Raw genomic sequence first — 12,976 nt, forward strand, 5'->3', positions numbered from 1 at the left:
CCCATGATTTCTTTAGATCAACGGCTCATTTCAGATGATTGACGGCCCGGCTTCCCGTCAGGCGTTTTTTGAGACGGCTGAGTCCGCCGTGCAAAACGGTTTTATCCGTTTTCCTGACAAGGTCCATGGGGGTCATGGCCCGGCCCAGGGCCCGACCCAGGGAAATTCTGAGAGAGGCGGCCAGGTCCCGACGGCCCGAGTGGGCAAGCGCATCGATCAGTTCGCGGTAATCGTCGGCCAGTCCCGGTTTGAACCGGATGTTTTCAATGTCGGCCACGGTCATATCGTTCTTCGGAAACGAACGGGTTTTGTCCAGCGCGCCGACAGCCGTGAGGGCCAGCATGGTTCGCAGGCATTTTTCACACTGCCCGCAATTTTCGCCGGGCCAGTTGGGTTGACAGACGCGAATGTTGTTGAGGGCAACAGGCCACTGGGCCACCAACCGCGTCTTCTCCAGGCGCCCCGAGGTCATGCCGACGTGACGGATTCTCAGACGCCAGCTGCTGTAGTAGGGATCGATGAGGGGGTGGGAGCCGAACGGCTTGAACGTGTCCCGTTTCACGAGCGCGAGCCCCGGAATGCTGTCGCTGGCGGAAATGGACACGGAATCGACGCGCCCCGATACGATATGGGAGACGGCTCCCAGAATCGCGCCGTGGAAAACATCGACAAAAAACCGCGTCGCGTCGTCCAATTCTCGCAGATTGGTGTAAACCGGGAGGAGAGAGATGCCGGATTCGCGCGTCACCTCGGACAGGGCGGCCATCGCCTTTTCGAAGGTTTCCGGCCGATGGTCCGACTCTGGGTTCTGGCCGTAAATCAGTATGCCGTCCCTGAAAAAACCGGAATGGGATTCGGGATACCGGGAATGATTCTCCCGCAGGGCCGCCAGGGAATCGATGCCCCCGGAAAAAAAGAGGGCCGAGCGCGACACGGCGGGTCGGGGCGATGGTCGCTCTTCCACGTCGGCCTCGATCTGGACCCCGGAACGGTAGGCCTCGTGCCACAGGCCCATGAACCCCATCACGGTGTGGAGACCGTCGCGAAGCTCCGGGCAAATGGCTCCGTCGATCCGCAGTCGCCTTTCACCGTGATGCAAGGCCGGGAGAAGGCAGCCCACCGCATAGGCGGCGGCTCCGGAATCCAGGGCGTCGGCAAACCGATCGAGGGTGGCGAAATAAATTTCCTGACGCGGCCTGGGGGAATCCTCCCAGGTGACGACGGCCTTGACGGCCGGTTTTCCGTTGTGTTCTTCCAGACGAATGTTTTCGACTTTCATATCACCTGCCGTATCATAATTGATTCAACTTCCGGTATTCATGGGGCGGCCCGGAAACGCACTTGCGTCCGGGCCGCTGAGGTTGAAGGCTGAAGGCTAAAGGCTGAAGGGGTGCGTCCGCAACGAACGGAGCGTTGATGCCCCTTCAGTCTTCAGTCTTCAGCCTTCAGCCTTTAACTTTCAGCCTCTTTGCCGTTTCATGTGCGCCAGGTAGACCCGGGGAAAGGGCGTTTCCCCAAGGGGGGTTTCATGGGCCATCTGCATCGCCTCCACCCCCCAGAAGAGATTTCCCTCCACCAGCATCGGCCCATCGTCCGTAATGGCGACGTCCCAGCCGATGAACGCGTAATCCTTGAAGACCCGATGTGCCTCGCGGCACAACGCGAGGGTTTCCGCCCAGAAGGGCAGCTGAAATCCGTTCACCCGCTTTTGGGTGTCGGGATGGACATCCCATCGCGTCGTCGGTTCCGCACCCACGACGCCCCTGCCGAGCACGCCTGTTTCCAGGTCGATGGAAACCGCCATCCCCCCGGTATGGAAATTGTCGGTGCTTCGCCCACGGGCGGCCATCTTGAAAATGGCGCACGGCAGCACGCCCTCCGATCCGTCGGGTTCCCGATAGGTCACGATGCGACATGTGGAAAGGGCGTCCCCCACCAGCGCCGCCACGTCGGCATGGTTTAAGATCCGCTCCTGAAGGATATACGGCGATGACAGGGAGCAGGCCGCAACCCGGGCCATTACGTCTTCCTTTGACAACCGGCGGCCGCTTTCGCTCCGATATCGCCCCGGGCCGTCGTATCGAAACGCCATAATGCCCGTGCCGCACCTGCCGCCTTCGGGCTTGGCAAACCAGTCCGCATCACGACCGCCGTCGTCGATGAAAGCCGCCTTTCCATTCTCGAACCGCGCCGCAATGGGTATCGTCCTCAAGCCGGATTGTCGGCATTTTTCAAAAAATGCCGTCTTGTTCTCGAATATACGGTGGTCCGTATCCCGGTTGATGCCGTCCAGCAGCCCCAGAATTTCATGATCCTGCACGTAAAGCGACGCCGATGCCGTCCGACCGGGATGGTAAAGCCCGTAATAATAATAGGTCCGCGGTCCCATATAAAGCACGTGGGCAAGATAGACGAGGTCCCGGACCTGGCGGGAAAGGGGCACCCCGAACTGTTGTGCGACATGCCTGCCGTGGCGGGCGACCCGTCTCAGGATGAATATGGGGGAGACGACGGGCCAGAGCAGGGTCGTCAACAGGGCGCGGGTTCTGTTCTTCCGCCAGAGAATCCGGGTGTGGCACCAGTGGACTGCGGCCATGTGAGCGCTGCTTCGGGCCGCCGGACGCCAGTTCAGGTTCATCCCGCAACATTCATCCCGCAGTATTCCGGCCTGTGTTTCCCTCAACCGCCGAAAACGGGTCATCACGGCGCGATATGTCCATCGTATCGAGGGCATCTGCAACAGCTGCCGCATCCGGTCTGGAACGGCGCGTGGTATCGGTCGCATCCCGAATCATCCCTCCACGGCCATATGGGAGAAATCCATTCCGTCTCCGCCCGGCCGGTATTCGGTCGTCCACTTCAACAGGGGGCGGACAACGCCGCGAATTTCCCTGGCATAATCCCCCCGAGCCGAATCGCCATCGAGATTGTCGTAAACACTGAAGGCGATGGCGTTTTTTTCACTGAACATCACGGCATCGGGATTCAGGGAAAGACAATTCACGCTGATATAGATCATCCCCTCGGACAGCAGGTTGCCCGGAATCAGCGCCGTACTCACGTATGTCCCGGCCGGGCGCGGCCGTTTCCGCCACTCGGGATCCTGGTCCAGGGTCAGGAAGGCACACACCCCCTCCCGGTTCTTCACGGTGAAATGGGGCATCAGGACACGGCCGGAGGCGTACACGTCAAAGGTCATCTCGAGACGGATCGGTTTGCGGATATCGAAGGCTTCAAGAACCTCGCGGTTTTCATTGCATGCCCTGACACCGCGAAGCCGGACGACATCATTCCCCGGGGCTTTCTCCACATCGGGCCAATGCCTCGCCGAAGTCACCCCGAGGTTGGAATTGAGATACGCGCCCACAACCTCGCTGGCGGATCCCGAATTCACGATCCTTCCGCCCTCGAGCAGCAGGGCCTTTGTACACAGCCGCGTCACCGCCGCCATGTTGTGGGACACGAAAAGGACCGTTCGCCCTTCCTGGCCGATGCTCTCCATCTTGTTGAGGCATTTGGCCTGGAAATCGGCATCTCCCACGGCGAGCACCTCGTCGATGATCAGCAGTTCCGGTTCGAGATGGGCCGCCACCGAAAAGGCGAGCCGGACCTTCATGCCGCTGGAATAGCGCTTGACCGGGGTGTCGATGAATTTTTCCACACCTGAAAACTGGACGATCTCGTCGAACTTCTCCTCGATTTCCCGCCGCCTCATCCCCAGGATCGTCCCGTTGAGAAAGATGTTGTCCCTGCCGGTGAGTTCGGGATGGAAGCCGGTCCCCACCTCCAGAAGGCTCGAAATTCTTCCCCGGATCTCCGCGTACCCAATGGTGGGGTCCGTAATCCGGGCCAAAATCTTGAGCAGGGTCGACTTGCCCGCGCCGTTCCGGCCGATCAAGCCGAGAACCTCTCCCGGCGCCACCTGGAACGAGACCCCTTTCACGGCCCAGAGGATATCCGGAGACGCCTGCTCCTCCGCGTCGAAATCGATGTCGGCCACGCCGCCTTTGAACCGGTACAGCGACCGGTATTTCCTGAAGTTGTAAAAAGGGCTGACCAGCATGCGCAGGATTTCTCCGCCAACCGTGTCCTGGCGTTTTTCTTTCAGGCCGATGCGATAGCGCTTGCTGATGTTATCGACCCTGATTGCCGGTTCCGTCATTTCGCAGTCCTTATCCTGAATTCCAGTTCAAACATCATCCACTGAATCCTTTTCGATGTCATATTACGTCCGCAAAGATACGCTCCATCCGCTTGAAGTACAGTCCCCCGGTCACGAAAACCAGGGCCGCGGTGAGCATCCCCGGCCATATATAGGCCCACGGCATGGGCGTCCCCAGAAGCGCCGCCCGGAATCCCTCGATGACGCCCACGATGGGATTGAGGGAATAGATGAGCCGGTATTTATCGGGTATGGAGGCCGCCGAGTAGACAATGGGCGCGGTATAGATCAGCATTTTCATGACAAAGGGCATGGCGTACTTGAAATCCCGGTATCGGATGGCAAAGGAGGAGAGCCACATGCCGACGCCGGAGGCCACCATGACCATGAACACGAGGAAAACGGGAAAATAGAGGAGATTCCAGGTGGGCGTCACGCGATACCAGAACATGACACAGGAGAGCAGCAGGATGGATATCGTGAAATCCACCAGCCGGGCGAAGGCCGGCGCCAGCGGAAAGATCAGACGCGGAAAATAGACCTTTCCGAGCATGCTCTGGCCCTGTACGAGGCTCTGGCTCGATTGGGTCATGGCCTCCTGCATATAGGTCCACGGGATGACGGCGACACTCGAGAACAGGGCATACGGAATGCCCTCGGTGGGCACCTCCGCCACCCGCCCGAACACCACCGAAAAGACGACGATCTGAATCAGCGGATTCAGGATGGCCCATGCGAACCCCAGAATCGTCTGGGCGTACATCACCTTGATGTCCCGCAGAACAAGAAAGTAGAACAGATCCCAGTACTCCCTGAGTTCCCCGAGATCGATCACCTGCCAACCCGATCTCGCCTTGATATAGGTAATACGATTGGTCATAAAACTCCCGTCGACGTTAAAATCGGGCCGCCTTTTCCGGCAGAGAAAAGACCGGCCCGAATGCTGGATAAAAATTCACGTTCAGCCCCGGGCAGGACGGTTGCTTCCACAAGGACAAACCGCTGCCCTGCCCGGGCGCATCCACATATCGTCACCGCGCACCTATCGGGAACGGGTCTGAAGCCGCTCCTTCAGAATCGCGATGTGATGGTCGCGCACCTCGATTCGATGCCCGGGACTGATGGTTCTCAAAACATCCCGAATCTGGTGTCTCAGGACGAGTTGATTGTAGGCGAGATCGCACACTCGCAACGGGGGACCCGAATCCTCCAGCGACGCCGTTTCGGCATCGGTGTTGTCGTCCAGGGCCGTCGTCAGCAGAGACTCGATGGGAGTGCCGCCGTCAACCCCGCCCGCGGCGCGAACGATATTGCCCCGCGTGATGCCGTCGCTCTTTCCGTAGAGGGACGGAAGCCTTTCGGCCGCCTCTTCCGGAAAGACCTCGAAGACCTTCGTGGCCACGCTGAAATCGTTGCCGCGGCTGATCTTGCGGCCTGCCGCGACTTCGGTCAGGGGCCCCTGCAGAATCCGTTCGGCATATGCGACGGCTTCCGTTCGCCTGTGTTTGAAAATCCGCTCCACCGCCACGTAGGCCACGTCTTTTTTAAGCCGGATGGCGGGATCCTTGAGCCGATTGAAGGCCTCGGGGATGTCGCGGTCGGCGAGGGCATCTATCTCCGCCTCTTCCGACGCCGTCATAACCGGCGCCACCTTCGGGCGCCGGACCGGATCGGCGCCGGCGATCGTCGGCGCAAGGGAACCGGCAGCCACGACCGCGGTCATCAGCATGCTGAAAAACAGGTAACGTATCATCATTGAACACTCCTTATGTCCTGACATTATGACCCATTGTCGACCGCTTACCACTGTTCCGAGGGCGGTTTCGTAAAATCGTAGTAATCATAATAGGGCTCGATCGCCTGAATGATCTCCCAGAGTTCGTAGTCGCTGGCGCCGTTGACATAGGCCGTCAGGTATGCCGCTACGGCATATTCGCCGTCCGACGTGGATTTGAGGGAGTAGAAGAAGACTCCCCGCTGGAACGTGTCGGTATAGTAGTGGCCGCTGTCGCATCCGGAATAGAACAATCGGGCGTATTTCATCTCCGACTTGGGAACCGCCAATGCCTTCCGCTTCACCAGGGTCTTGTAGCCGTAATGCCGCTTGGGATAATCGACATTGTCGAGGAAACGCGCGTCCGAAGGATTGTCCGCAGGCTCGATCATTACGCCGTCGGCGACCACGTTCCCGTCGGCGTTGTCCTTCAACACCACCGAGTAGGCATTGATCCCGAATCGGAACGTGCCGATCCTGTTCCACTTTCCACCGTTGGTCCGCTGATTCACCGTCACCGTCGTACTCCCGTCCGCATGATTGACGGTATAGGGCGCATTGGAGGCATTGCCCGACGCGGCGGGGTACCAGACATAGACGTTGTAGTTCCCGGACCTGGTGGTCCTGAACATCCATCTCGCCGTGTCGGCGCCGGTGCCGGGCGACGAATACTCGTAGTTTTCCTGATAGAAGTTCGAGAGGGTGTCGGTGTCCACCCAATTCCCGACGCGCTCGAAAGAGGGCGACCAGGGTTCGGGATTGGTGATGTAGTACATGTCGTGGTTCGGGTTGTCAGGGTCGGGAGTGTCCCCGTCGGGATCGTACCATGCCGGGCCGTCCCAGTCCGCGAAGCGCTCGATGGCGCCGTTCTTGACCGTCTCGATCTTGTAATGAGTCGGATCGCCGGGGATCTGGTAGGTGGGATAGTAGTTATAGGCCGGATCGCCGTTGGGATCCCCCTTCACGTAAGGCGCAAGGGCGCTGGTCCCATCCTTGTACACCGGCCACCAATGGGGATACGCCTGGCCGGTTCGCATGCCGCTGACACTGAGGTTGACGATGGGCGAAGAGAGATTCAGAATCCGGTCGTCATCCACATACCGAATGTCCTGAATCACCTGATCCCTGAACTCCTGGCTGGTGGCGAACACCTGGCCGCTGCCGTAATTGGAATGGCCGAAATACAGCACATGGGCATCCTGCGTCTTGAGGGCGGTGGCAAACTGCGCCGTTGTCGTGACGGGATGCATCACGTACCGCTTGTTCCGCGCCGTGTTGACGTAGGTCCAGACGCCGTTGGCGTATGTCGCCCCCATGTTCTGGAGGGTCGTGTTCATCAGGCCCATCGCGTTCACCGAGGCGTAGGCGGGTGCAAAAAAGATATGCTCCGTCGTCTGCACCCGGGTGTCGCTGACCTCCACCTTCGACTGGATCTCCGAAGACCAGAGACCTGAATTGTCCCGAACCTTGAAGAATATCGTGTGCACCCCTTCGGAGAGGGATGACGTGGTGAAGGTCGCCTGGCTGCTCAGGGGGCCGTCGAGAGTGGAATACCAGCTGTAGGCGACGATGCTGCCGCCGATGTCGGTTCCCGATCCCGAAAATGTCACCGCCTGACCGGGCAGGGCGGTGGTGGGGCTGATCTCGTGGATCACCGCACTGGGAGTGGTGCCGCTGACGACCGTGAGGGTCGCCGTATTGCTGGTGACGCTGCCCGCGCTGTTGGTCACCCCGCACCGGAACTTGGCGTTGTTGTCCGAAAGGACCACGGCCGGGGTGGTGTAGGTGCTCCCGACGGCGCCCGAAATGTTGACGCCGTTTTTCTGCCACTGATAGCCGAGGGGCGCCGCGCCCGTCGCCGTAACACTGAAGGTCGCCTTTCCGCCCACCACCGCACTCTGGTTGGCCGGCTGCGTCGTGATGACGGGGGCCGTCGCGGACGACGTAACCGTCAAGGTCGCCGCGTTGCTGGTGACGCTGCCGGCACTGTTGGTCACCACGCACCGGAACTGGGCGTTGTTGTCCGTCAAAGTCACGGCCGGCGTGGTGTAGGTGCTCCCGGCGGCGCCTGAAATATTCGCGCCGTTTTTCTGCCATTGGTAGGTCAGAGGCGCCGTACCCATCGCCGCAACGCTGAAGGTCGCCGTCGAACCCACCACTGCGCTCCGGCTGACAGGCTGCGTCGTAATGACGGGTGCCGTGGACGTGCCGCCGGAAACGGCGCGCACCTCGATAGCCGATATCTTGGCATTGTCCACCGATGCGGCGAACTGGATGTCGAGGCTGCCGTCCGTCACCAGGATCTCGCCGAAACGCTTGACCAGCGCCGTGTTCGGCCCCGTCTCCGCCACGATATCGAGATTGTCGAGGCTGCCCTGGCCGTTCTCCACATCCACGTCGAACACCCGGGATCCCGCGGTGGTGAAATAGAGCTCCGCAAAATGCAGGTCAACGGCATAGATCCCCGGCGCCACCGGCAGGCTGTAGCCCATCGCTTTACCGAACCGCTCCGTCTGGTACAGCACGTCGTCAACCGTCCCGGCGATGGCCTTGACGGCGCTGTAGGTGCGTGTCGAACCGGTGTAATACTGATCCGCGCTCCAGGCGACACCGCTCGTGGTCACGGCGGATCCCCCGCCGTTGATGCGATGGACCGCTTCCCCGCCGCTCGACGTGACCGTCAAGGTCGCGGCGTTGCTGGTGACGCTGCCCGCGCTGTTGCTTACCACGCACCGGAACTGGGCGTTGTTGTCCGTCAAAATCACCGCCGGCGTGGTATAGCTGCTCCCGGCGGCGCCTATAATATTGGCGCCGTTTTTCTGCCATTGGTAGGTCAGAGGCGCCGTGCCCGTCGCCGTCACGCTGAAAGTCGCCGTCGCCCCCTCCGTCACGCTACGGCTTACAGGCTGCGTCGTGATGACGGGTGCCGTGGACGTGCCGCCCGAGACGGCGCGCACCTCGATGGCCGATATCTTGGCGTTGTCCACCGATGCGGCGAACTGGATGTCGAGGGTGCCGTCCGTCACCAGGATCTCGCCGAAGCGCTTGACCAGCGCCGTGTTCGGCCCCGTCTCCGCCACGATGTCGAGATTGTCGAGGCTGCCCTGGCCGTTCTCCACATCCACGTCGAACACCCGGGATCCCGCGGTGGTGAAATAGAGCTCCGCAAAATGCAGGTCAACGGCATAGGTTCCCGACGCCACCGGCAGGCTGTAGCCCATCGCTTTACCGAACCGCTCCGTCTGGTACACTACGTCGTCAACCGTCCCGGCGATGGCCTTGGCGGCGCTGTAGGTGCGTGTCGAACCGGTGTAATACTGATCCGCGCTCCAGGCGATCCCGCTCGTGGTCACGGCGGATCCCCCGCCGTTGATGCGATGCACCGCTTCCCCGCCGCTCGACGTGAACCCGCTGCCGACGAGGCCGACGACAAAGGGAGAGTTGTCCCCGTCATGGGTTACGGTCACCGTCGCCGAACGCTCCCCGTCCGCGACGGGCTGAAAATCGATGTTCAGCGGGACCGATGCCCCCGGGGACACGCTGAAGCTCGTCGCCCCGTCGTAACTGAAATCACCCGTTCCGCCGCCCACGACCACATTGCTCACCGCAAGCCCGACGTTCCCCGTGTTGCTCAGGGTCAAGACCCGGGTCGTCGGGGTCCCCGTCGCCTGATCGCCGAAGTCGAGCGGGTTCGGAGACGCCGTAAGCACCGCCGTGGATGTGCCGCCGGAGACGGCCCGAACCTCGATGGCCGATATCTTGGCGTTGTCCGCCGACGCGGCGAACTGGATGTCGAGGGTGCCGTCCGTCACCAGGATCTCGCCGAAGCGCTTGACCAGCGCCGTGTTCGGCCCCGTCTCCGCCACGATGTCGAGATTATCGAGGCTGCCCTGGCCGTTCTCCACATCCACGTCGAACACCCGGGATCCCGCGGTGGTGAAATAGAGCTCCGCAAAATGCAGGTCAACGGCATAGGTTCCCGGCGCCACCGGCAGGCTGTAGCTCATTGTCCTGCCGTACCGCTCCGTCTGGTACAGCACGTCGTCCGTCGTCCCTGCAATGGCTTTGGCGGCGCTGTAGGTACGGGTCGAACCGGCATAATACCCGTCCGCGCTCCAGGCGATCCCGCTCGTGGTCACGGCGGATCCCCCGCCGTTGATGCGATGGACCGCTTCCCCGCCGCTCGACGTGAACCCGGTGCCGGCCAGGTTGACAACGAGGGGGGAATTGTTGCCGTCATGGGTCACGGTCAGCGTCGCCGACCGGGTCCCGACCGCAGTGGGTTGAAACTCAATGTTCAGCGGGAGCGACGCCCCGGGAGAGAGGCTGAAGCTCGTCATGCCGTCGTAACTGAAATCGCCTGTTCCGCCGCCCACGACCACTCTGCTCACCGCAAGTCCGACGTTCCCCGTGTTGCTCAGGGTCAAGGCCCGGGTCGCCGGGGTACCCGTCGCCTGGTCGCCGAAGTCGAGCGGGTTCGGAGACGCCGTAAGCACCGCGGTCGCTTCCGTGACCGTGAGGGTTGCCGCGCTGCTGATAGCGCTGCCCTCACTGTTGCTGACCACGCACCGGAACTGGGCATTGTTGTCCGAAAGGGTCACAGCCGGGGTGGTATAGGCACTCCCGGAGGCACCCGGAATGTTGGCGCCGTTTTTCTGCCATTGGTAGCTCAGAGGCGCCGTACCCGTGGCTGCAACACTGAAGGTCGCCGTCTCGCCCGGCGCCACGCTCCGGCTGACAGGCTGCGTCGTGACGGCAGGCGGTCCCGATGAGATCGCCGGGGCTATCTTGACGGCATCGGCGCAGGTGCTGTAGTTGGCGCTCCCGCCGGGTACGGCGGTGATGGTGATGTCGTAGGACTTCCCCGCCTCGAAGGTGTAGACGCCCAGGCTGTTCCATTGGCCGCCGTTGGCCTGTTGGTTGACCTGCACCGTCGCGGTCTGGACGGCGTTCTCGATGGTGACGGGAATGCTGCTCGCCCGGGAGGTGAAAGCCGTCCACCACATGGCGATGTCATAGGTTCCGGAGGCCTGGGGGGTGAAGGTCCAGGTGTAGGTGCTCCCGTCCCGGCTCCACAAGGATGTCGCGTTGGCGTCCGAGGGATCATAGGGGTTCTCTCCCCCCGACGCGGGCCAGGAACCGGTAAAAGCGGTACCGGGATCGCCGTTGTCGATGATGATCGCCGCGGCGGCGTCCACGTTGAAATGCTGAACGGTGTTACCCAACGTATTGGCGGCCGCTACGGTAACGTCGTGAACACCGTCCTGGGCGGGGGTCGGGACCCATGTGATCTCCCCCGTACCGGCGTCGATCGCCATTCCCGGCGGCGACGTGGTCAGGCTGAATGTGGGTGCGGGGCTGCCGAGAGCGCCGACGGGATACCGGAATTCCATACCCGCGGTCGCCGTCGTCACGGGCGAACTGTAAATAAACGGCGGAAATTCGGCACATGTGGGCAGCAGCCTGGAAAGGATGCCCATCCACTTGCCGGCCATTTTGACATATCCGACATTGAGCGGATGGACGAGGTCCCACATATCGACAGCGTAATTCAACGCGCTTTCCATGTCGACCTGAAGGATCTTGTCCCCCTGGGCGATTCTCGCCTCGGCCATGGCCGCGACATTGTCGTTGAACAGCGTGGTATCCAGGTGGCTGATTTCCCGATTGATGATGCGCGCCAACACCACCGCCACCTCGACGTCGTTGTCAGCCTCGTACCGGTCGATTTCATCGAGTATCCGCTCCACGTCGCCCGGATCCGGCGTCAGCGCATTGGTGCCGATATGGAGCAGCACGATCTCCGCCGGATACGCCGTCAGCCGGTTGTAGATGCCGGCGGCTACCTCGGCATCCGTGATCCCGGGAATCCCCTGGTGATGAATGTCAAACGGGGGGGTCACATAGAGGCCGGTGCTTCTCTCCCCCACGAGATCGAAGTAATAGCCGGCATCGGCCAACAATCGGAACAACGGCTCCCGGTAGCCCGTAATCAGATTTTGATCGCTGATTTCGCCGAGGCCGTAGGTGATGGAGTCACCCAGGGGCATGATGGATACCGGCTTCGCGCAGTCCCGGACCACGACCAGCGTCGCCGCCGGTTGGGACCAGATGCCCTGATCGTCCTGAACCCGGAAGAAAATCGTGTGCGTCCCCGGGGTCAGCGCATCGGATGTGAACGATGGCTGATTGCCGATGACGCCGTCCAGGTCCGAACGCCACTCATAGGTTTCCACGGCGCCGTCGCCGTCAATCCCGTGCCCCTGAAAGCCGATGAACTGTTCCGGCCTGGCCGCGCGAGGCTCGACAGCGTCGATGACCGCCGTCGGCGGCACGTTGACGTCCGGCCGGTATTTCATCTGAACCGCATCGGCGCAGGTGCTGTAGTTGGCGCTCCCGCCGGGTGCGGCGGTGATGGTGACGTCGTAGGAAACCCCCGCCTCGAAAGTGTAAACCCCCAGGCTGTTCCATTGTCCGCCGCCCGCCTGCTGGTTGACCGGCACCGTCGCGGTCTGGACGGCATTCTCGATGGTGACCGGAATATTGTTCGCCCGGGAGGCGTATGCCGTCCACCACATCAGGACTTCATGGGATCCGGTCTCCGTCGGCGTGAAGGTCCAGGTATACGTCGCTCCGTCCCGGCTCCACAGGGCCGTTGCGGATGGATCGACGGGATCGTAAGGATTTGTCCCCCCGGAGACCCCCCAGGTGCCGGTAAAGGCCGTTTTGGGGTCGCCGTTGTCGATAATCTCGTCGCCGACGGCCGCCCCCGCACCGATCAGGCCGCATGCCGTGACCAGAAGGAAAAAAGCCGTCAAAACCCTGAGGGTATACTTCACCATTTCAACTTCCTTTCCCAATAATGCGTTCAGACCCGATCCCATGACGTCTCCGAATCGGATACGGCGTGACCATCACGGTGTTGTCATCCATCCCAAAATTACAATCTCAACCTTCGACCTTCATAGGCGGGTGCCGGTCACCATCATGAAGGTCGAAAGTTGCGTTACAACGTTCAAATGCCGACCAAAACGACAACA

At 61.3% G+C, this 12,976-nt stretch carries 6 protein-coding genes; all 6 read right to left on the reverse strand.

Annotation, left to right across the window (positions count from 1 at the left end; genetic code table 11):
- Positions 1–25 precede the first annotated feature (25 nt).
- The 6 genes from dmul_RS16085 to dmul_RS16110 all read right to left on the reverse strand — a co-directional run bounded on the left by dmul_RS16085 (position 26) and on the right by dmul_RS16110 (position 12,778).
- Positions 26–1,279: a hypothetical protein gene (locus dmul_RS16085; RefSeq protein WP_020877843.1), complete on the reverse strand. Its 1,254-nt coding sequence runs from the start codon at positions 1,277–1,279 to the stop codon at positions 26–28.
- Positions 1,280–1,459: 180 nt separating this feature from the next.
- Entirely contained in the window at positions 1,460–2,785 is a 1,326-nt protein-coding gene (locus dmul_RS16090) for a sugar-transfer associated ATP-grasp domain-containing protein (RefSeq protein WP_020877844.1), read from the reverse strand.
- 6 nt (positions 2,786–2,791) lie between these two features.
- Entirely contained in the window at positions 2,792–4,162 is a 1,371-nt protein-coding gene (locus dmul_RS16095) for an ABC transporter ATP-binding protein (RefSeq protein ID WP_020877845.1), read from the reverse strand.
- A gap of 58 nt (positions 4,163–4,220) precedes the next feature.
- Entirely contained in the window at positions 4,221–5,042 is an 822-nt protein-coding gene (locus tag dmul_RS16100) for an ABC transporter permease (RefSeq protein ID WP_020877846.1), read from the reverse strand.
- 162 nt (positions 5,043–5,204) lie between these two features.
- The gene (locus tag dmul_RS16105) at positions 5,205–5,918 is read right to left on the reverse strand and encodes a hypothetical protein (RefSeq protein ID WP_020877847.1); all 714 of its coding nucleotides are present in this window, start codon (positions 5,916–5,918) and stop codon (positions 5,205–5,207) included.
- 44 nt (positions 5,919–5,962) lie between these two features.
- On the reverse strand, positions 5,963–12,778 hold the full coding sequence (locus tag dmul_RS16110) for a malectin domain-containing carbohydrate-binding protein (RefSeq protein ID WP_052018596.1): 6,816 nt from the start codon (positions 12,776–12,778) through the stop codon (positions 5,963–5,965).
- Positions 12,779–12,976 lie beyond the last annotated feature (198 nt).

The organism is Desulfococcus multivorans, from assembly GCF_001854245.1.
GTDB classification, from domain to species: Bacteria; Desulfobacterota; Desulfobacteria; order Desulfobacterales; family Desulfococcaceae; genus Desulfococcus; species Desulfococcus multivorans.

Excerpts from the sequence above, each read along its gene's own strand:
- dmul_RS16110 (WP_052018596.1), bottom strand. The coding sequence starts at position 12,778 with ATGGTGAAGTATACCCTCAGGGTTTTGACGGCTTTTTTCCTTCTGGTC.
- dmul_RS16090 (WP_020877844.1), bottom strand. The coding sequence starts at position 2,785 with ATGCGACCGATACCACGCGCCGTTCCAGACCGGATGCGGCAGCTGTTG.
- dmul_RS16105 (WP_020877847.1), bottom strand. The coding sequence starts at position 5,918 with ATGATGATACGTTACCTGTTTTTCAGCATGCTGATGACCGCGGTCGTG.
- dmul_RS16095 (WP_020877845.1), bottom strand. The coding sequence starts at position 4,162 with ATGACGGAACCGGCAATCAGGGTCGATAACATCAGCAAGCGCTATCGC.
- dmul_RS16085 (WP_020877843.1), bottom strand. The coding sequence starts at position 1,279 with ATGAAAGTCGAAAACATTCGTCTGGAAGAACACAACGGAAAACCGGCC.
- dmul_RS16100 (WP_020877846.1), bottom strand. The coding sequence starts at position 5,042 with ATGACCAATCGTATTACCTATATCAAGGCGAGATCGGGTTGGCAGGTG.